We start from the raw sequence: 20877 nt of genomic DNA on the forward strand, positions 1-20877 counted from the left end.
TTATCCTTGGTTAATTAACTTAAGTTTTCGCAAAGCTCTTGTAAGTAAATTTGTTACTGGAGCGTCATTATAACTTCTAGGAGGATTTATAAATACTGGACGCTTCTCTGGCTCATGCAGGTAACGATAATAGAGAAATAAGTCTCGATATGGAAAATCAATATTTTCTCCAGCGCAGACTGCTTGATTAATATTAGGAGGAATACCAATGTAATGAAGGTAGGTTAGCAGATTACCTTTATCATAAAGGAGGTGTTCTCGTTCTTCAAAGTGCTTAGATGTGGCAGAACATCCCGTCTTTTCATTATCTGGTAGTTGGCGAGCAAAGTTATAAATAGCAAGATTAGACCTCATTACCATGTAGTTGAGCAGTGGTTGTTCACCAGCACCGCCATACAAAATTTCTGCCTCCCCATTTTTTAAATAAGATATCAGTAAATCTCTTTTTTGTGAGTTAAATATTCCTCGTTTTGCGCCATAGAAACCTGAGCAAAATATTTCGGAATCGATCCGTTTTTGCTCAAAAGTTTCTAGTAATTTTGGAGAATTAACATTATATATTTTGCTAACGTCTTTAAATTGGAAATCGTAGACAACAAAATCATAAGTATCTAGCTTTTCAAACACTGCCGCGAGAGAGTTCATCACCAAAGTGTCTGCATCTAAATAAATAAATTTATCGAATGGCCCATCAAAAGCACAAAAACGACGGTGAGCGCCATACAACCGTGATTTACTCCGATTCAATCGTTCTGGTGCTGCTGAGAGCATAAATTTATCCCAGCGGTTGATTGATTCTTGATTATCGTAAAGAAATACATTAGGGCGTTTAGCTATTTCATCAGCAATTCGCTGTGTCCGATCGTCGAAAGGATAGATACAAACAGGAGTTTCCGTCCCCAAAATAACATCAATACTGTTGAGCAAAGCTACCAGCTGATCGAATACATAATCATTGCCAAGGGTACAAATACCATTCATAATTTATGAGTGTTGTTCGACAAAGTTTGACAACCAGTTAAGCAGATTTAGTTTATGTAAGATAATTTGACGTGCTTCTGCGATCGCATCTTTGGCAGCATACCAAGCATCAGGTGTAGCTGTCACTTCTTTGATGTAAGCAATGCCTTTTTCATCTAAACTGGGCAATCTTAAAAAACTACCCGGTGGCAATAATTTATCAGCTGCCGGGCCGCCATAATAAATTGGCAAACACCAAGCAAGCAAACTATCCCAAAGTTTCTCACTTACATACCAATTATTATCAGCATAGTTTTCAATTGCTAGATTGTAATAGTATGGTGCCATGCCATACCATTTGTTACCTAGCTCTCCCGATTTATTCGCCCATCCTGGTAAGTTACGCCCATATAAATCAAACTTAATACCACTAGATTGTAGCGACTGCAAAAAGTCTAAACGCTCACGATGTTTAGCAGTACGGCTAATTCCTGAAGTAATCCAACTACATGGAGCAACCTTTTGAGGCGGTGGCATTTCATTCAAATCTTGAAATGAATTTGAGTGATACCAAATAGCAGGCATATAGTCGGGGGTGGGAGCAAAATCATCGGGTCCAGAAATGTAGCCGCAATACTTCTGTGATTGCTGATAATTATAATTAGTTACTTCTACAATTTCATCTAAAGGCGGTTCTCGTAGTAAATAAATAATCCGCTCTTTATTCAAGCCGCGCAGTAGAGAATCAATATTAACTACTGGTTTTTGCTGGCGTTTGCGAAAACTATCTAACCAAGATTTTTGTGGCACTGCTTGGGGAAAATCAAATTGATACATTAGCAGAAAATCTGGTTTTGCTGTTAGTGCTTGCATTTGTATATTGCCCCAAGTTCCAAATTGATGGGGGGTTTGTTGCCATAGCCAATCGGCTCTAGTTTCTAAACCTCGATAGCTGCTAATCATTCCGACAGTTGTAATAGTCATTTTAGTTATTAGTCATTAGTCATTAGTCATTAGTTATTTTACTTAACCCGCTTCATTCTTCCTTATGCGATAAATGGGGAAGTAGAGATTTATCAACATAACTAAGAATTTTTGCCGCTCGATTTTCCCAAGAAAACTGCTTGACAAACTCGATACTGTCTGGATAACCCTCTATTTTTCTGGGATGAGTTTCTAAAACCCGCTTCAGACTTTCGGTAAAGTTGCTGGGGTTATCTGGTTCACACCAAGCAGCGATAGCTTGAGTATCTTGAAACTCAACTAATGATGGAATCTCCGTCGAGACAATGGGAGTTCCAGAGGCGAAGTAGTCAAACAGCTTTAAAGGAGATGTAAAACTTGCCGCTTTTCCCGAACAATGGGGGTGAACTAAAACATCGGCTGCTTGTAGCAAAGATGCTAACTCATGATGCAAAATATATCCCAAAAATTTAATATTATTAACCTGCTTTTCTTTTACCAATTGCTGATAATATTCAACTTCTGTTGGCTTACCACCTGCACAGGCAAATTGCACATTAGGCATTTCTTTAGCTACATCAATTAGTACATCAATCCCTTTAAATTGCTGTAGCGCTCCCGCATAAACTACCAACTTTTGGCTGTCGTTTTGCAAGAGTTTTTGACGCCATTCTGCCGCTTTTTCCGGTTGTCTCTCCATAAAGAAGCGATTAAAACCGTTGTGTAGCTTAATCACTTTTTCTGGTGGCATCCCATTTTTAATCATACTTTCGCGGATGGTGTCTACAACGGTGACAGCAATTTGTAACAGCGGATTTGTAACAATTTCTGGCTCAAATGGCTTGTCTTCGTGGTGGTGATGCTCGTAAATTGCGGGAACGCCATTTTTGATGGCAGCTTTGACAAAGTTCCAGTTGCGACTATGGACAAGTTTAGTAGTTGGAAGTATGTGAAACGGTAAATAATACTTGCTGGCAATGGTGTTAGAATCAGTAAATTTGCTCCGAAAATGGTCAATGGGCCAAGGCATCGGTAAGGGAGCAACTTTTAATTGGTCATGAAGATTGTAATACTTAATAAGTTCTGTGGGTGTTTGTCTTGGTTGAAAAGGACGAGCTAGACTAACTGGGTTAATTGCTTTTGATCCTTTATCTGGGTACACCAAAACTGTTGAGTATCCCAAGTTGGCGGCGGCATTAGCTGCATTTGTAGACTGTACTAGATGAGCCTCTGGTTGCGGCAACTCTTCACCGATGAAAAAAATATAGTGTTTTTTTAAATTAGGATTCTTCAAAATTTTAAACATTAATACTATCCTCAAATTTTCCTAAATCATCGAGCAGATATATAGCAGATTCATAACTTTCAGTAATTAATCCATTTTGCTCTTCTGTGGTGTATGTCAAATTATCAGTTAGAGAGCGGAGAGAGCTAAGGATGAGGTTAAGATAAGTCCGAAACTCAACGGAGATTTGATTAAAAACTTGATAATGGTTACTGATAACATTTTGATTGTGGTCAGAGATTGAGAACATTTGCCCTCGGATTTGTAAGTTGATAACATCCTGAAAAACATCAATGGTGTTGAGAATTCTCAAGGCTGATTTATAAGAGTCTTCAATTAATTCATGCCGTTCTTGGGAATCGTCTACTAAATCATCAAGTAATAAACGTAGGAACCCAATCATCGAGTTCATCTGCGTCCGAATTTCGTGAGAGATACGGAGCAAACTTTGATTGTGTTTGCCAGCAGTTTCAGGACGTTCTGCAAATTGCATTGAGTACAAACGTGAGTAGTAGCCACCCTTTTGTAAGAGTTCTTTATGGGTTCCGATTTCTACTACTTGTCCTTGATCTAATACGGCTATTTGATGAGCTTTTTGGACTGTGGAAAGGCGGTGAGCAATTACTAGGGTGGTGCGATCGCGACTTAGATCGTCGAGTGCAGCCTGTACTAAGCGTTCGGAAACCGTATCTAAAGCGCTGGTGGCTTCATCTAAAATCAGAATTTCGGGATTTTGCAGGAGGGCGCGGGCGATCGCTAATCTTTGCCTTTGTCCACCAGATAACATGACGCCGCGATCGCCAATTAAGGTTTCAAATTCCTGAGGCAATTTGCTAATAAACTCATAAGCATTGGCCCGCTTGGCTGCTGTCAGAATTTCATCATCAGTAGCCTCTGCTCGCCCGTAGGCGATGTTATTTCGCACCGAGTCATTAAAAAGAAAGGTATCTTGACTGACAATTCCCATCCGCTTTCGCATGGATACAAGATCGAACTCCCGCAAATCGATGCCGTCAATGCTAATACTGCCACCGATCGGATCGTAGAATCTGGGCAAAAGGTCGGCCAAAGTCGATTTACCAGCACCAGAACCACCTACCAATGCTAAGGTCGTACCATGCGGTAAATATAAATTCACATCTTTGAGTACCAACTTCTCATGACCAGGGTAGGCAAAGCAAAGAGAATTAAAAGACACGCCTTCTTTTAATTTTGTATAGGGAAGCTTTCCTCTGTCCATGAATGGCTTATCGTGCAGGCTTAAAAACTCATTGGCAGCATCCACACTGGCGGCAGTACTGGCAAAGTTGCTGCGAATAGTATTTAACTGAGAAATCAGTGGCAGTACTCGCAGCAGTACTAATAAATATGTCAGAAGTACAGTAGAAAGAGAAGAAACTTGATTAGCAAAGAAGGTTTTACTCAAAAGTACAATCAGCAGTATAGCTGTAATACCCATCACCTCACTCAGAGGTGTAATCGCTTCCGAATTAACCTGAGATTTGAAATCTGCTGATTCGCGATCGCGAATTAATTTTTTAATCCGTTGATATTCTTTTTCTTCATTTCCGGTTGCTTTTACCAGTCGAATTCCATTCAGGGTTTCTAGTATAGAGATTGAGTATGCTCTAGACATCTCACTCAGCTGTTTACCAAAAGTTTTAGACCGAGAAATCGCATACTGATTTATTAACGTCACTAACGATAGTAAAAGCGTTGCAATAATTGTCAACTGCCAAGATATTGACAGCAATAATCCGACAAAAACTAAAATTGTGATTCCTAAAATAACTATCTTGACCGTACTACTTATAGCACTAGCAGCCCGGCCAACTTCTCCACCAAGACGGTTGATTAAATCACCAACCTTTGTCTTGGCATAATAATCTATATCAACATCTAATAATAGCCTTAAGCCATTTTCGCGCATATCTGATGTCAGCTTTCGGCTTAAAGAGCTTGATGCTAAGGAACTGGCATAATTAGCTAAATTCTTCAAAATAATTGTGAAGATAATCGCTCCAGCCATTACTCCTACTCGGTAAACCTCTGGAGTATTATCAAAGGGAGACATAATCTTTTTGAGGATTGGGGGAGCCGTACTTAAATCTATTTGTTGCCCCACAATTTTTAAAACCACTGGCACAATTAAAGCTGTGCTGATCCCATTAAATAAAGCTCCAGAGAATCCTAACAATATTGTTAGTAAAATCAACCCTGGATATGGTTTAGCGAATCTTAGTAGTAGTTTTCTGGTAGACATTGGATATTTTTATGACACTTTTACTTATTAATATTATTCACAAAAGTACTTGCCAAATAAAGCTAATCATCAAATAAATACGGGACTGGGTACTGGGAAAGAAAATATGATTAAAATTTGGTTGGGTTCCCAATTCCAAATCCCAAATCAAGATTCACAACCGAGAAATTACTAACTTGAGGGTGGAAGCCATTGCTTCTATGCTATAGTGTCTCACACACCTTTCTCTTGCCTTAATACCTTGCTGGTTTGCTGACTCTAAATTCTGAAAAATCAATTGAATTTGTTCAGCAAGTTGTTCAGGAGAAGCAGGTTCAACTAAATAACCAGTATCACCTAAAATTTTGGGAATATCTCCAACACGCGTTGATAATACAGGTTTAGCCATTGCCATTCCATCTGTCAACTTCAGGGGAAATTGAGCGCGAGTTTCTGGGGTGTTTCGCTGGGGAACGACTACAATATGAGCTGCTGCTACTAAATCAGGCATAACATCAGCTGGATACTTTGGTAATTTAATAATCCAGCGTCCCCACTTTTGTTGGAGTTGTCGATCGTAATCATCATAGGGACTACCACCTACAATCACTAGTCTTAAGTCTGGTTGATTTATTTTATCCAGTGCCATGAGAATATCTTCTAGACCTTTGTATGGTCTTGGCGCACCAGGAAACATTAAAATACGATATTCAGATAAACCATAACGATTTCTACTGGACTCAGCATCATATCGAGTGGGATCGAATAGAGAAATATCTTTACCATTAGGAACAAATGTACCGCCAAAACGCTGCTGCAAAAATTCAGTATGCACCGTCACAGCATCAGCATGACTTACTAAACCTTCCATCCATTTCACATACAAAGGATGATAAGGATTCCTGAGTGCGCCGTCTGGTTTCAATAATTCTCTGGCTAATTTTTTAGGTGTGGGACTATAATGCCAGTCATCGCCACCGTACCAACTGAGTTCCCAATCATCTATGTCTAAAATTAACGGTTTTCTACTAAATATTTTGTTTAGTAGAGCTACTCCAAAACTCGCTATTTGTGGTTTGATAGCATAAACTATATCTCCATTAATCTTTGGTAGAAATTTGCTAATTTCTCCAAAAAAGTCTGGGAAATTTTTGCCTGGTAAATTATAAATTTTTAGTTCTGATGGTAAATTTCGATATAAGTTATTTCCAAATAAAAACCCCATAATTTCAACTTCATATTCTAAAGTTCTGAGGGCTGTTGCTATCAAGTATGCACGCAAAATAGCTGCGCTTGATAAATCTGAAACTAACAGCGATATCTTGGAAAAATTTTTCACGATTTTTAGACTTATTTTTATTTAGTGCGCCAAGGATTTGTAACTTGATTCGGTAAAAATACTTGAGCGAATCTGTCAAAAACCCTTGTATATAAGGAACGAGTAATATTTTTAGCATACTGAGGTCGATAAGGATAAGTACAGTGAAGAACCTTAATTTGATCCTGAATATTATAAGCATCCTGCCACTTACTGAGATAATTATAGGTAGGTGGTAAGACTTTTTTATGAGGTTTTACAGATGCGATCGCAGATGCAAAAGCTCCTTGATCTTTTAGAAGCAATTTATCTTGATTGTTTTTGACAATCTCAAAATAACGTTGAAATTCTTCAAAAAATATCTTGGTTACTTCTGTCTTACGGAAAGCCATAAAACCGCCATTGTACTGAACACTATCTGCTTGTAATGGTAAGCCTACAGATTGCAAAATTGGCAAAACATTCGGCAAAAGCTCTTCCTGTTTTCCACGTAGTAAATTTGTAGCTTTCAGAATAGAAGGTTGCACATCTTCAGTTAACAAAAAATCATATTCATCCAAATACTCAAATACATCGTTGATATCAGAAAGTAAGCAAATATCTGAATCGAGGTAAATCGTGTTATCAAACTCTGAGGCTGCATATAAAGCCAGTTTGGCTTGCCTTGACGCTAAAACAGTATTTTCATTTGTAGGAGCCGGCTTTAAAATTACATTTTTGAAAGCTTTTAATAACGGATAGAGAACTACCGGAACTTGGTCAATTAAAATAATTATCGGCTCTTGATGAAACTTTCTAATCGCTGCTAAAAAATGAATGCAGTCTTGAAAAGAATAAAGACCAGTTAGAATTGTAATAAATCCTCTAGTTTTTGTCGACATAAATAAAATTAACAATTAGTGTTTACTTTTGAAACTAAAAATGTATTTATTCTCAAAAAATCTTACTCTAGTTTAAGTTCTAACTAAATCTGATAGAGTAGAGATCAGCAAAATAATAACTAAACAATTTATTTTTTATCAAAAAGATAATGAAATAATGAAATAAATATAACTTTGTATTTGAGGCTATTCCCAGAGGAATTTTACTGAGTAAGTTTGTCGGAATTTTACTTTTTTAAGTATATTTACTGCGTAAATAGAGTTTTATGCTGTATAATGATCGTAGTTAATATTGTATATAGCTATAATGAACTAAAGTATAAATACTTGATATAGCTTGTCCAAGTAGCATTACCATTCACTGGAATGTAAGATTGCTACTCAATACCAAACATTTATGTTGTAAGGGAGGCAGAGGTAATGCAGGTAATCCGTCTGGAAGCACTCTCAGACAACTACATATTCTTACTACACGATCGCAAACAAAATATTGCCGCCGTTGTCGATCCAGCAGAATCTCAATCAGTATTAAAAAAACTGGCAGAATTAAAAGCTGAGTTGGTAGCAATTTTCAACACCCACCACCATAACGATCATGTGGGTGGTAATAAGCAATTAATAGAAGAATTTCCCCAACTGATAGTTTACGGTGGAGCCGAAGATCGTGGGAGAATTCCTGGACAGCAGGTGTTTTTGCAACAAAGCGATCGCGTCCAGTTTGCAGACCGCATAGCTGAAGTTATCTTCGTCCCCGGACATACCCGCGCTCATATCGCTTACTACTTTCCCCCCGAAAAGGCTGGTGAGACAGGTGATTTATTTTGCGGCGATACCTTATTTTCTGGTGGTTGTGGTCGCTTGTTTGAAGGAACACCAACCCAAATGGTGGACTCTTTAAGCAAACTGCGTTCTCTACCGGATGATACATATATCTGGTGTGCCCACGAATACACTTTAAACAATCTGCAATTTGCCCTAACTGTAGATGGCGACAATGCCGACTTACAAAAACGCTTCAATGAAGTGAAGGCTTACCGTAGCCGAGGCGAAGCTACCATACCGTCGCGGCTGGGAATCGAGAAGCGAACCAATCCCTTTTTACGTTGGGATCAACCATCATTACAATCAACCGTTAAGGGTAGCAATGGAGTGGAAATCTTTGCACGTATACGGGAAATGAAAAATAACTTTTAGGTATTGGGCATTGGGCATTGGTTCATCTTCCTATTCCCTATTCCCCAGTTCCCAGTCCCTAATCCTCCAACTTTCTAGGGCGAATAGTTGCGATCGCACCCTTTCTTTCGCTACGATCTGTAAGCTTTAGGGTATTAAGGCAAAAAGCTTGGAATACAGCACTGAGATTGTGAGCTATGCTGCCCAAACCCAAATTAATCAGATTTTACAGGAAAAACGAAAAACGATGGCGAAACGTGTGCAGTTAGTTTTAAATCAAGATATTAGCAAGCTAGGAAAATCTGGCGACTTAGTAGAAGTAGCTCCTGGCTACGCTCGTAACTATCTGATTCCTCAGAAATTGGCAACCAATGCCACTCCTGGTATTCTCAAGCAAGTAGAACGCCGTCGCGAACAAGAACGTCAACGGCAATTAGAACTCAGACAACAAGCTCTTGAACAAAAAGAATCTTTAGAAAAAGTTGGCAGCTTGACAATTGCCAAGCCAGTTGGTGAAAACGAAGCAATTTTCGGTACTATCACCACCCAAGATGTTGTAGATGCAATTAAGGCAGCTACCGGTCAAGAAATCGATCGGCGTGGAATTACCATCCCCGATATCAACCACCTTGGTACTTATCAAGCCGAAATCAAGCTGCATTCGGAAGTAGCGGCGCAAGTCGATATTCAAGTAGTCGCTAGCTAACTCAGGTGAGAGGCAAAAGGACGCAAAGATGAGGGGGATAAGGATGAGGGAGCAAGGGAAGTAAAAGTGAATAACTCCTAACTCCTGTACAGACGCGATTAATCGCGTCTCTAATCCTACACAGATGCGATTAATCGCGTCTCTAGCAAAATATCAAAACTAAAATCGTTTATGGCTGAAGAACGGAGTTTTCAAGGCGATGGTAGCGATGCCTATGGCGGTAAACTACGCCTCCCACCCCAAAATATAGAAGCGGAAGAAGCGATTTTGGGTGGTATTTTGCTAGATCCAGAAGCGATTAGTCGAGTTAGCGATCGCCTTCTTCCCGAAGCTTTTTACATTAGCGCTCACAAAGATATTTATCAGGCAGCTGTGAGGCTCCACGCCCAAGGTAAACCCACAGACTTACTCTCAGTCACCAGTTGGCTAACTGACAATGAAATGCTAGCCCGCATTGGTGGCAGAAATAAATTAGCAACTCTGGTAGACCGCACAGTGTCAGCCGTTAACATCGACGCTTTAGCAGGATTGGTGATGGAAAAATACCTGCGGCGACAGTTAATTAAAGCTGGCAATGAAATTGTACATCTTGGTTATGAGACAGAAACCGAGTTACCACAGGTTTTAGATCAAGCAGAACAGAAAGTATTCGGCGTTACTCAAGAGCGTCCCCAATCAGGTTTAGTTCACATTTCTGATACTTTAATTAATAATTTTCAGGATATTGAAGATAGAAATCAAGGCATCGCCTTACCTGGAATTCCCTGCGGATTTTACGATTTAGATGCGATGACCAGCGGCTTTCAGCGTTCTGATTTGATTATTATCGCGGGCCGCCCATCAATGGGAAAAACAGCATTTTGCTTAAACCTAGCTCATAATATTGCCGCTTCTTATAAATTACCAGTTGCTTTTTTCAGCTTGGAAATGTCCAAAGAGCAACTGACGCAACGTCTATTAGCTAGCGAAGCGCAAATTGAAAGTAGTTATTTGCGAACTGGCCGCCTCAGTCAAACACAATGGGAACCTTTAAGCCGTGCTATTGGTATCCTTTCCGAGATGCCAATTTATATTGACGACACGCCGAATATCACAGTCACACAAATGCGTAGTCAGTCAAGAAGATTGCAAGCTGAAATAGGAACTGAATTAGGATTAATTGTAATAGATTACCTGCAATTGATGGAAGGAGCAGGCGATAATCGCGTACAAGAATTATCAAAAATTACGCGACAACTCAAAGGTTTGGCGCGGGAATTATCTGTACCCGTTATTGCCTTATCTCAGTTGAGTCGCGGGGTGGAAGCACGCACTAACAAACGCCCGATGTTATCTGATTTGAGAGAAAGCGGAAGTATTGAACAAGACGCCGATTTAGTAATAATGTTGTACCGCGATGAATATTACTCTCCCGATACTCCCGATCGCGGCATTGCAGAAGTTATTATAGCTAAACACCGCAACGGGCCTACGGGTACAGCGAAACTTTTGTTCAATCCACAGTTTACAAAGTTTCAAAATTTAAAAATTTAGCCTCAAAGTTACAGATACTTTTCTCATGTTTTCTAGCTGTACTTCTGCCCTATCCGTACTCTGAAATACCTAATTTTTTTGATAAGGCATTGGGCATTGAGAACACAGAGAATAAAAACTTCTTTTAATAATTCTCCCTTGTCCCCAGTACCCAATCCCTAGTCCCTATTTTACTCCCAGCAATTCCACTTCAAAAATTAGAGTTGCATTGGGTGGAATCACGCCACCAGCACCACGAGCGCCATAGCCTAACTCTGGGGGGATGATTAACTTACGAAGACCCCCTATTTTAATTGTGCTAACTCCTTCATCCCAACCTTTGATTACCTGTCCAGCACCGATTTTAAAGCTGAAGGGCTGACCGCGATCGCGTGAACTATCAAACTGAGTACCATCTTCTAGAGTGCCGACATAGTGAACTTCAACCGTTTGTCCAGGTTTAGGAGTCGCCCCAGTCCCCTCTTTTAAATCGACGTACTTTAATCCAGAGGGGGTAGTTACAGCATTAGCATCTGACATAGTATTACTCGCAATTAAGATATTGTTTTCAGTTACAGCTGTGGATACTGGCGGCGTTTGGGTCAACTCAGCAGCAATGGCAGTACTCTGTTTACTGCCTACTTGCCCCACAAATAAAAGCACAACACACACCAGCATGAACGCCACGCTGAGGAAAATTGGTTTCAAAATCAGTTCTCCTTACTTAAGTATCCTGGCAAAAACATTACCAACAGGACACAATTAGTTTAAATCAGAAAGGGCGTTTTAACGCCAAAGCTTATTTTCTAAATCGCGCAATTGACGCTCTAAACGGTCAATTCTACCCCGCAGTTCGTCCACTTCCGACTGGCGAGCCACTCCCAAATCCTGCATCATATTTCGCATTTGCCGCTGCATTTGGATATCGAAATTTCCCTGTTCCGACTTTAACTGCTGGGCAATATCATCTATTACTGCCTTGGCTTGCTCAGGATTGAGCTTACCGTCTTTAACTAAATCATCGCTGACTTGCCGCAGTTTTTCTGCGACTATAGACGTTGTGCCAAGACCGACCATCATTAGCTGTTGTAACCAGTTGTTGTCCATACTCCCTTCCTCTTAACTTATTAACCAGCCGTCCCTTGCTCCTGAGTGTAGGCAATCAAGCTTCTTAAAGCGTGGTTATTCTAGCCTACAGCTCTATTTTGGCAAATTGGCAAGCACAGGGATAAGGATCGAAGGTCGTGATTATACAACTCCTCAAGTTTAAAGTTGCCCAAATTTATCTATATTTGGCGATGTCAGAGACGATTCCCATATAATTACAAAGCTCACATTCACCGCAAAGGGTGAGTGTGAGTAGTTCATGGGAAGATTTTATCTAGAAAGAGGCACAAATTTGGAGCGATCGCTGAATATCAGGATTTATCCTTAAAGGACAAGTTAAATTTGTGTACGCCATTTCTGAAAGGCAATCTCGTAATCCTCTGATTTGCTCTGATAAACACTCCACCAATGAAAAAATAGTCCTAATCCCCATCCTAATACTGGGAAAATAGCCCAAAAATAACTAGGACTAGTGATTAAGTTTAAGAGAATGAGGAATAAATTCACCGCTAGGAAAGAAATAACGTGTGTCCAAAAGGCTCTGCGTCGGAAAGTATTAAATCTGTGTCGTAAACGTTCCTCTTCTCGTTGAGCCAACCATTTTTGTTCAGTTGCTTCCAACATCTTAGAAGAAATACCTAATTCAGATGCCATTTCTAAAAGCTGTTCTCGTGAAAATTCACCTTTGTCTTTACGAGTGAGTGCTTTTTGCAGGATTTGTTCTACATCTTCAAAATCGTAAGTCATTTTAATTACCTTATAAGTTTGTGTGTAAATGCGCCTTTTATTTCACGAAATTATCTCTCGGTTTCGTTCAATTCAGTTAGCAAATGCATCCACATTTTGCACTTAATACTTAGTTACATTCGCAACACTATTATTTTCTCACAATTGATTTATGGCTACTGTATTTGTCAATACCTCTATAATTACTTTGATGAGTGCGATCGCTATTACGGCATTAAGCCAAAGATTTTGTTAGCTCGATTCCAGGTAAAGAACCAACTACATCTTGCTGCCTCAATCGAGTAAATATCGCTGAAACAACTTTTTGAAATTTCCGCAAATATTAAATTTAATGGAAGATTTAAGATATCAGGAAGGGTGTACGCTACCTAGTAGTCTGTCAAGTTTAATTTGATAGGTTCGAGTTTGCGCTAAAGTGCAAACTACAAACAATCCACACCCCTCAACTATTTCTTGATAGACCAGTGGGAATGCGTCAATAGAGGACTCAATCAATGGGATATGTAATTGCTACTGCAAATATGAAAGGTGGCGTTGGTAAAACCACTCTCACCGTCAATTTAGCTACCTGTTTAGCTAAAAATCATGGCAAGCGGGTGCTTGTCCTTGATTTAGATAGCCAAATTAGCGCCACACTCAGTTTGATGTCGCCTTTAGATTTTGCCAAGCGCCGTAAACAAAGCAAGACATTTAGGTATCTTATAGACGAAGTTATCAATCCAGACCCACAAGCAAAACTCACAATTCAGGATATCATTCAATCCCCGGTTTGTAATCTTCCCGGACTGGATTTGTTACCAGGAGACATCGATTTGTATGATGAATTTGTTGTTTCAGAAATGCTGCATAAACAAGCAACTGCTTTGGGTGAACAAGACTTTGAAACGATTTGGAATCGCTTTGAAAGGGTTTTGATTAACAACATCTTAAAACCAGTACGTCAAGAATATGATTTTATCTTGCTCGATTGTGCCCCTGGCTATAATCTATTGACTCGTAGCGCTTTGGCTGCTAGTGATTTCTACATACTTCCTGCTAAACCAGAACCATTATCTGTAGTAGGTATTCAACTGTTAGAAAGACGGATTGCCCAATTAAAAGACAGTCATGGACATGAAACAAAAATAAATATAAAAATGTTGGGAATCGTATTTAGTATGTCCAGCGCTAACCTGCTCACTGGTAGATACTACAAACAGGTAATGCACCGCGTTGTTGAAGATTTTGGTGTAGAAAAAATTTGTAAAGTACAAATACCAGTTGATGTCAATGTTGCTAAAGCTGTTGATAGTTTTATGCCAGCTGTTTTAAATGCTCCCCAATCAGCAGGTTCAAAAGCATTCTTTCAGTTAACTCAGGAGTTGTTGCAAAAGCTGTAGCCCTACTTAATCATTTATGAGCTACACGATTTCCGACTTATCGAACAGAATTCAGTAGTCAGGAGCGGAGTCTCCTGCTCCGCTCCTGTTAGCGTAGCTTATTCTGACTTCTGAATTGTTCTTCAAGAAATTAGAGATATGAGTGAAAATGAATGTATAGACGTGGAAATTAGCGTTTATACAAGCGTTTCCGGCAAATAATAATTATTTTCACCATATATCTATTAAATTAGGTCGTAAATCTGAATATTTCCATTTTTATAAAGCTTTGAAGAAAGAGAATTCATACTTGATTGGCGCAAAAAAAGCTACGTAAAACAAATCTCAAATCCCAATTTTAAAATTCTCTATTAAAAAAAAAATCTTATAGGTATGGGGTCATTCTAAAATCTAAAATCCACAATTAAATGACAAATAATTTATCTTTTTCTAAAGTTCAGCAGTTATACGGAAGCTATAATTGGTGAGATTCAGCTATTGAGTGAAAAGGTAAGTAAATCTCACTAAGAAACTCACTGAGAAACCAATGGTTAGTAACAATTCTGCGCGGGTAGAGAACAATCAGCATTTGCTAATACGCCTACCACGGACTCTGAGTTATCTCGAAACTTGGGGCTTTGGGTTAACAGGTCATGTTGGATGGATTGGTACTGCCCCCATCATTCATGCAGCGTTAGGGCCAAAAGCTATCTTAGTTTGGTTTTTTGGTACGATTATTTCTTTTTTACTTAACTTGCAGGTACAAAGTTTAGGTAGAAATTGGCCAGATATCGCTGGAGGAACACCAAACTATACCACAAGGCTATTAAAGAACTTTCCTGTATTAGGCCGTTACGCAGCTTTAGGATACTTTTTTAGCTGGGCAGCAGCACCAGCATTATATGCGATTATTCTCACCGACCTAATTCAAGTCAATTTTGAAACATTAGGTATTTCTTGTCCAGAAACTTTATTAAGAGTATTATTTACAGCGATTCCTTTTATTTTAGCCTTCAGTGGTACTCGTGCTTTAGCGCTCCTACATCTGTTTTTTGTGTTGCCAGCGATTTTATTAATGTTATTATTTTGTATTCAAGGCGTATTATGGTTAGTCTTCTCATCTGCTAGTTTTAAACTGATCTCAACTAGCACACATAGTTTGAGCTTTGAAGAATGGGCAAAGTGGTTTTTTTTAGCTAGCTATTCAATTTACGCTTGTGAAACTACTTCTTCTTTTGTTGCTGATAGTCGCCACCCATATAAAACTTTAAAGTTCTTAACTGTTGCTGCTTGGTTAATTCCTCCAGTGTTTTTAGGTGGTTCTTGGGTATTAATGTGTTCGTCTCAAAATCCTACAATAGGTGACGATACTTTCTTAAATCTGGTAGCAGCTTCTAAGCCTTTTTGGGGTGAATCTGCCCCCTTTTTAGTAACACTTCTGATTACTATATCTTGCCTTCTAAGTTCTGCTACGGCGGTTTCCAATTCTCCTCGAATATTATACCAACTTGCCTTCGATCGACAGCTTTCTCCCATATTTGCATTAGTTTCTCGTCAAGGTGTCCTTGGGCCTGCAATTTTAGTAACCTTTATACTCAGTTTGCTTTGTCTAAATTTGGGAAATGTATCTCAACTTGTCACAGTGGCAGGTACATGTTATCTCATGTCAATTATGGGATTACATCTGGGATTATGGCTGTGTCGCGGTAAACCCCACGTGTTATGGCCTTGGTGGTCACTGGGTTTTTTCTTGGTAGAAGCGGTAGTGCTAATAGTGGGAGGTTTAGCTTGGAATTGGAGGGATTTCTTGGTGGGCTTATTATTACCGATTATTTTGATGAGCGGAGATTTAGCGCTACGTCGCCTTAGATTTGCGCCATTACACCCGGACTGGTGGACACAGCGTTATGATACTAGGTCTACTAGAAATAACCCCGATTTTGTAGTATTACAAGTGATTGTTTTAGTGTCATTAATTTGTACTACCGCTACAATCAGTTGGGTTATTCGTGATTTTTTAGATAGATTTTCTGCCAATCCTCAAAACTCTTTACTAGCTATTTTATTAGTAACGCTTTCTTTTGCAGGAGTAGCGATCGCTTGCTGGACAACTTTACCACAAATTATTGCTATTGACGAAGCACGCAAACAAGCAAGAAACCTATTTATTACCACTCTCAATACTGTTCCTGACACAGTTTTAGTCTTAGATGAAGACGGTACAATTTCTCAAACAAATGCCGCTGCTGAAGAATTATTTCAAACAAGTGTTCAGCAGTTACTCGGGCAAAATTTGAATCAAATTCTAATATGCTATCGCGGCAAACCGGAGCAATGGTCTATTAGAAGTGAGCAAACTTTAAAAATAAACCAAGGTTTACGAATTGTTGAATCGACTATTTCACAGCCATTTAATTCGCAGCTACGGGAGTATGTTGTGATTGTCCGTGACATCACGAAGCGGAAGTTAGCAGAGGAAGAATTAGTCCAGTATCGTTATCAGCTTGAGCAGTTGGTACTAGAACGTACCATTGAACTTATTAGAGTTAATCAACAACTGCAACAAGACATTATCAAACGTCAAGAGGCACAAGAACAATTACTGCATAATAGTCTCCATGATGGGCTAACTGGATTACCTAATCAACGATTGTTTATGGAGCGGGTGCAGCAGGCAATAGACCATAGTAAACAGGAAAATAATTATTTATTTGCTGTACTTTTCTTAGACCTAGACCGCTTTAAAGTTGTTAATGATAGCCTTGGACATCTACTAGGAAATCAACTTTTGATTGCAATTTCTCATCGGCTAAAGTCAGTTCTGCGAGGCGGAGATATAGTTGCTCGTTTTGGTGGAGATGAATTCACAATCTTAATTGAAGAAATTGAGGATATCAGTACCGCCATACAGGTAGCCGAGCGAATTAAAAAGGTTTTAGCTTTGCCATTTCAATTAAATGAGCATCGGGTGTTTACTAATGTTAGTATTGGCATTGCTTTAAGTAAAGCAGATTATGAGCAAGCAGCGCAGATTCTACGCGATGCTGATGTGGCAATGTATTGCGCCAAATCACTTGGGAAGGCACGTTATGAGGTTTTTGATCCCAAAATGCACGAGGGTGCAGCTTTGCTTTTGGAGTTAGAAACTGCTTTACGTCATGCGCTACTCAAGCAAGAAGAATTTCGCCTTGATTACCAGCCAATTGTTTCACTGACAACTGGCAAAATTATTGGATTTGAGGCCCTGATACGTTGGTATCATCCAGAACGAGGACTGATTTCTCCTCAAGATTTTATTCCTCTGGCTGAGGAAACTGGAATGATTGTAAGTATCGGGCAATGGGTGCTGTATGAAGCTTGTCACCAAATGCACACATGGCATAAACAATTTCCTACCTCAACACCTCTGACAATTAGTGTGAATTTTTCTGGTAAACAAATCACGCAACCTAATGTGTTTAAAGAGGTGAAACACATTTTACAGCAAACTGGACTGGAGCCATGCTGCTTGAAATTGGAGATTACTGAAACCTTGCTGATGGATAATTTTGAATTGGCTATCACTGTACTTTCTCAGTTAACAGCGCTGAATGTTGAGATGCACATGGATGATTTTGGTACTGGTTATTCATCTTTGAATTATTTGCACCGTCTACCAATCAAAACTCTTAAGATCGATCGCTCTTTTGTCACCAGTATAGGTAGTCGAGGAGAAAATTTAGAAATTATTCGAGCGATCGTAACATTGGCTCATAATTTGAATATGTCTGTAACAGCGGAAGGGATAGAAACTGTAGAGCAATTAGCACAATTGAAGGCTTTACAATGTGATTATGGACAAGGGTATTTTTTCTTACCACCTATGGAACGTGCAGAAGTAGAACTACTACTTGCTGCTAATTTGTACGGAAAAAACTTTTTAAAGAGATAAACCAGGAGTTAGAATTCAGAATACTCTACCCATAAAGTCGCTTAGCTACATCTACATCAATTAGTGTAGTACTGGTTGTAGCTGGAAATTATCTACATTATTAATTAACCCTTCTTCTAACAGAAGTTCGTTCACAAAAATATCTATTTTATCCCGATTAATATTTTGCATGACTATCAGGTGTACCCAGTTTTCACAAGTGGCTAACTGCCACTTCTTAATTAACCTTTGAGAAGGTTTTTGAAACACTACGGTATTGGAAAAATCATTGAGCATACATGGATATTCTCTGATTTTAAGTTGTTGGAAAAGATATTGGGCGTTATCAATACAGGTCTTTGCTTCTTTAGCTAATTCATGATAACCTCTTGTTTTTATTGCATACCAGAGAATGAGAGGCGTGTGACCGTTTCTAGAACCCAGTATTGTTGTATCTGTTGAACCGATATATTCAATTGCTGTTTCAACTTTTTCTACCCATTTTTTCTTAGTTAAAACAACACCGCAAGGTAAGGGAGAACCAATAAATTTAGCAGAAATAGCTACACTATCTATGGGTTTTTGAAAGTTAACTTGGGGAGCGCCATCTAGAAAAGGTAATATTAATCCTGAAAGTGCGGCATCACAATGAATGTAGTAATCTTTTATCTGATTGCGCTCTAAAATTTTTAGAACTTTGTCTAAGTTATCAATCGCACCTTTGACAGTAGTGCCAATATTTAAATTTATGATCGCTGGACAATTGCGGTTTTCGCTAATGAGTTGTTCAAAATGCTCATAATTCATCTCTCCGTTAATTTGCGAATTAACAACATTATGTTGAATGCGGAATAATTTGGCTGCTTTGGGTATTGAGTAATGAGAATCTTGTGATGAGTAAAGAATCCCATTAGGGTAGATTTCCCTTGCTAAGAATATTCCATATAAATTACCTTCAGTTCCGCCAGCAGTAACATAACCCCAAAACTGATTTTCTGGAATTTTATAGAGGTTAGCAAAAAAAGATAGTACTTCTTGCTCAAACTTGCGAGAATGCAGTCCAAAATCTGGCTCAATATAAGGATCTCCAGCATTGTTCAACAGAAAATTGAAAAATTTGCCGATCGCACTGTAGTCACAACTTAAATTATATGGATAGCCTGCGTGAAACTGCGATCGCTGTTCTATTTGCACCAAAAAATCTGCTAATTCTTTAGCAACTGTATCTGACATATCTTTTTCTCTCTTGAATTTTGAGTTAATGGATGTTTTAGTCGAAAATCTACGTATTAATCCATACCTTCGTATTTTCTTAACAATCTAGTGGCTCCCCTTTCCTTAAAGAAGATACAGGCAAAATACGTAGTCATCTTCAGTAAAAATACTAGATTTTTTTGTTCTAAAATATATTGCCCTTAGAACTTACGCACTTTACAAAATGACTATAATGTGTATTACGTAAAATATTTGTTTCCAGCGCTGACTCAAAAGACCTTTTCCTCGTTTTACTACGTAAAACAATCCCTCTCCGATGTGGAGAGGGAAAGATTGGAGATTTAGTTAAAAATAGGGAGAAGTTCGGCGAATTAACGTATATTTACTAGAATTCTCCGCTAAGGCGGCAACGCAGCGATCGCAAATTAAGGGATGTTCTGCTGATTTTCCCATACGAGTAGAGTAATTCCAACAGCGATCGCACTTTGTGTAGGGTTTGCCAACGCATTTTTCCCCGTCAGCATTCTGACTTTTCACGTCATGTGGAAAAGCCCATGAAAGACCTAACCCCCTAGCCCCCTTCCCGACACGGAAAGGGGGAAAATTCAAAGTCTCTCTCCTTGTAGGAGAGAGATTTAGAGAGAGGTTTTCCAAATACCGATGAATTGTCAGGTCAGCATTCACTACACCAATTACCCAGTCTTCTGTTTGTGCTGTATATTTTAATTTTTGTAGTGCGTCAGCAGAATCTAATAATTCCACTTAACTAATTGTTTTCTACACTCTCAATTGCAGAAAACCAATATTTTAATTACGAATTAATTTTTTAGCCAATCGCCACAGCAGGGAAAAGGGTAAAATTAATATTGCTTTTAATATTTGCATCAAGTGACTTAATCGACCTTTCCAAATAGCGGGGAGATTAGACTGGCGTTGCAGGATTGCTAGATTTTCTCGAACTGTCGCTGTAGTGGGATGATTAACGCCTAACACCCGTTGGCACATTGCCAGGGCTTCAATCAACAGAGGTTCGGCATCGCTGTACCGTCCTTGGCTATCGTAGAGCAAAGCTAAATTGTTCAAGCTAGTAGCTACATCGGGATGCTCCCCAGCAAACAGGCGCTTTCTCATTGCCACGGCTTCAATGTACAGAGGTTCGGCATCGCTGTACCGTCCTTGGTTATCGTAGAGCAAAGCTAAATTGTTCAAGCTAGTAGCTACATCGGGATGCTCCCCAGCAAACAGGCGCTTTCTCATTGCCAGGGCTTCAATGTACAGAGGTTCGGCATCGCTGTAACGTTCTTGGCTATCGTAGAGGGAAGCTAAATTGTTCAAGCTATTAGCTACATCCGGATGCTCCCCAGTAAACAGGCGCTTTCTCATTGCCAGGGCTTCAATGTACAGAGGTTCGGCATCGCTGTACCGTCCTTGGCTATAGTAGAGGTAAGCTAAATTGTTCAAGCTAGTAGCTACATCGGGATGCTCCCCAGCAAACAGGCG

At 39.3% G+C, this 20877-nt stretch carries 17 protein-coding genes; 5 read left to right on the forward strand and 12 right to left on the reverse strand.

The features are described from left to right. From HWQ39_RS33765 to HWQ39_RS33790, 6 genes are all read right to left on the reverse strand, one after another. A complete protein-coding gene (locus HWQ39_RS33765; RefSeq protein ID WP_292854589.1) occupies positions 1–981 on the reverse strand; it encodes an Npun_R2821/Npun_R2822 family protein in 981 nt (326 codons plus the stop codon). 3 nt (positions 982–984) lie between these two features. Continuing rightward, complete coding sequence (locus tag HWQ39_RS33770) at positions 985–1944, reverse strand: glycosyltransferase family 10 (RefSeq protein ID WP_292854592.1); 960 nt, start codon at positions 1942–1944, stop codon at positions 985–987. 52 nt (positions 1945–1996) lie between these two features. Continuing rightward, on the reverse strand, positions 1997–3229 hold the full coding sequence (locus HWQ39_RS33775) for a glycosyltransferase (RefSeq protein WP_292854595.1): 1233 nt from the start codon (positions 3227–3229) through the stop codon (positions 1997–1999). Further along, positions 3222–5471, reverse strand: coding sequence for an ABC transporter ATP-binding protein (locus tag HWQ39_RS33780; protein ID WP_292854597.1), 2250 nt, complete (start codon positions 5469–5471; stop codon positions 3222–3224). Before HWQ39_RS33780 ends, HWQ39_RS33775 begins: the two co-directional genes overlap by 8 nt. Positions 5472–5625: 154 nt before the next feature. After that, a complete protein-coding gene (locus tag HWQ39_RS33785; protein ID WP_292854600.1) occupies positions 5626–6789 on the reverse strand; it encodes a glycosyltransferase family 4 protein in 1164 nt (387 codons plus the stop codon). A 17-nt stretch (positions 6790–6806) separates the two neighbouring features. After that, positions 6807–7649, reverse strand: a complete 843-nt coding sequence (locus tag HWQ39_RS33790) for a putative nucleotide-diphospho-sugar transferase (protein ID WP_292854603.1) — start codon at positions 7647–7649, stop codon at positions 6807–6809. Between the two features lie 420 nt (positions 7650–8069). Between HWQ39_RS33790 and gloB the strand changes: the two genes are divergently transcribed. The 3 genes from gloB to dnaB all read left to right on the forward strand — a co-directional run bounded on the left by gloB (position 8070) and on the right by dnaB (position 11061). Beyond that, a complete protein-coding gene (gene gloB / locus HWQ39_RS33795; protein ID WP_292854606.1) occupies positions 8070–8843 on the forward strand; it encodes a hydroxyacylglutathione hydrolase in 774 nt (257 codons plus the stop codon). Positions 8844–9069: 226 nt separating this feature from the next. Then, complete coding sequence (rplI, locus tag HWQ39_RS33800) at positions 9070–9528, forward strand: 50S ribosomal protein L9 (protein WP_094352304.1); 459 nt, start codon at positions 9070–9072, stop codon at positions 9526–9528. Between the two features lie 171 nt (positions 9529–9699). Continuing rightward, a complete protein-coding gene (gene dnaB / locus HWQ39_RS33805; RefSeq protein ID WP_292854608.1) occupies positions 9700–11061 on the forward strand; it encodes a replicative DNA helicase in 1362 nt (453 codons plus the stop codon). Between the two features lie 165 nt (positions 11062–11226). On the opposite strand, the gene HWQ39_RS33810 is transcribed toward dnaB, so the two are convergent. The 3 genes from HWQ39_RS33810 to HWQ39_RS33820 all read right to left on the reverse strand — a co-directional run bounded on the left by HWQ39_RS33810 (position 11227) and on the right by HWQ39_RS33820 (position 12894). After that, entirely contained in the window at positions 11227–11748 is a 522-nt protein-coding gene (locus HWQ39_RS33810; protein ID WP_292854611.1) for an FKBP-type peptidyl-prolyl cis-trans isomerase, read from the reverse strand. A 78-nt stretch (positions 11749–11826) separates the two neighbouring features. Further along, positions 11827–12147: a phasin family protein gene (locus tag HWQ39_RS33815; protein WP_292854614.1), complete on the reverse strand. Its 321-nt coding sequence runs from the start codon at positions 12145–12147 to the stop codon at positions 11827–11829. A 336-nt stretch (positions 12148–12483) separates the two neighbouring features. Then, positions 12484–12894 (reverse strand): 2TM domain-containing protein, encoded by a 411-nt coding sequence (locus tag HWQ39_RS33820; RefSeq protein ID WP_292854616.1) that lies wholly within the window; start codon positions 12892–12894, stop codon positions 12484–12486. 494 nt (positions 12895–13388) lie between these two features. Between HWQ39_RS33820 and HWQ39_RS33825 the strand changes: the two genes are divergently transcribed. Then, entirely contained in the window at positions 13389–14273 is an 885-nt protein-coding gene (locus HWQ39_RS33825; RefSeq protein WP_292854619.1) for a ParA family protein, read from the forward strand. Positions 14274–14799: 526 nt separating this feature from the next. Beyond that, a complete protein-coding gene (locus HWQ39_RS33830) occupies positions 14800–18183 on the forward strand; it encodes an amino acid permease (protein ID WP_292854621.1) in 3384 nt (1127 codons plus the stop codon). Positions 18184–18243: 60 nt separating this feature from the next. Here the strand turns inward: HWQ39_RS33830 and HWQ39_RS33835 are convergent, their stop codons facing one another. The 3 genes from HWQ39_RS33835 to HWQ39_RS33845 form a co-directional block, all read right to left on the reverse strand. Next, on the reverse strand, positions 18244–19395 hold the full coding sequence (locus tag HWQ39_RS33835) for a histidine decarboxylase (protein WP_292854624.1): 1152 nt from the start codon (positions 19393–19395) through the stop codon (positions 18244–18246). 327 nt (positions 19396–19722) lie between these two features. Next, positions 19723–20139, reverse strand: coding sequence for a zinc finger domain-containing protein (locus tag HWQ39_RS33840; protein ID WP_292854627.1), 417 nt, complete (start codon positions 20137–20139; stop codon positions 19723–19725). Positions 20140–20184: 45 nt separating this feature from the next. Next, a partial coding sequence (locus HWQ39_RS33845; protein ID WP_292854629.1) for a tetratricopeptide repeat protein occupies positions 20185–20877 on the reverse strand: 693 nt, incomplete at its 5' end.

It is taken from the genome of Nostoc sp. NMS8 (assembly GCF_017115045.1).
Classification (GTDB): domain Bacteria; phylum Cyanobacteriota; class Cyanobacteriia; order Cyanobacteriales; family Nostocaceae; genus Nostoc.

Bases quoted from the DNA above. Each gene is read 5' to 3' on its own strand.
- HWQ39_RS33765 (WP_292854589.1), bottom strand. From the start codon at position 981: ATGAATGGTATTTGTACCCTTGGCAATGATTATGTATTCGATCAGCTG.
- HWQ39_RS33770 (WP_292854592.1), bottom strand. From the start codon at position 1,944: ATGACTATTACAACTGTCGGAATGATTAGCAGCTATCGAGGTTTAGAA.
- HWQ39_RS33775 (WP_292854595.1), bottom strand. From the start codon at position 3,229: ATGTTTAAAATTTTGAAGAATCCTAATTTAAAAAAACACTATATTTTT.
- HWQ39_RS33780 (WP_292854597.1), bottom strand. From the start codon at position 5,471: ATGTCTACCAGAAAACTACTACTAAGATTCGCTAAACCATATCCAGGG.
- HWQ39_RS33790 (WP_292854603.1), bottom strand. From the start codon at position 7,649: ATGTCGACAAAAACTAGAGGATTTATTACAATTCTAACTGGTCTTTAT.
- gloB (WP_292854606.1), top strand. From the start codon at position 8,070: ATGCAGGTAATCCGTCTGGAAGCACTCTCAGACAACTACATATTCTTA.
- rplI (WP_094352304.1), top strand. From the start codon at position 9,070: ATGGCGAAACGTGTGCAGTTAGTTTTAAATCAAGATATTAGCAAGCTA.
- dnaB (WP_292854608.1), top strand. From the start codon at position 9,700: ATGGCTGAAGAACGGAGTTTTCAAGGCGATGGTAGCGATGCCTATGGC.
- HWQ39_RS33815 (WP_292854614.1), bottom strand. From the start codon at position 12,147: ATGGACAACAACTGGTTACAACAGCTAATGATGGTCGGTCTTGGCACA.
- HWQ39_RS33820 (WP_292854616.1), bottom strand. From the start codon at position 12,894: ATGACTTACGATTTTGAAGATGTAGAACAAATCCTGCAAAAAGCACTC.
- HWQ39_RS33825 (WP_292854619.1), top strand. From the start codon at position 13,389: ATGGGATATGTAATTGCTACTGCAAATATGAAAGGTGGCGTTGGTAAA.
- HWQ39_RS33830 (WP_292854621.1), top strand. From the start codon at position 14,800: ATGGTTAGTAACAATTCTGCGCGGGTAGAGAACAATCAGCATTTGCTA.
- HWQ39_RS33835 (WP_292854624.1), bottom strand. From the start codon at position 19,395: ATGTCAGATACAGTTGCTAAAGAATTAGCAGATTTTTTGGTGCAAATA.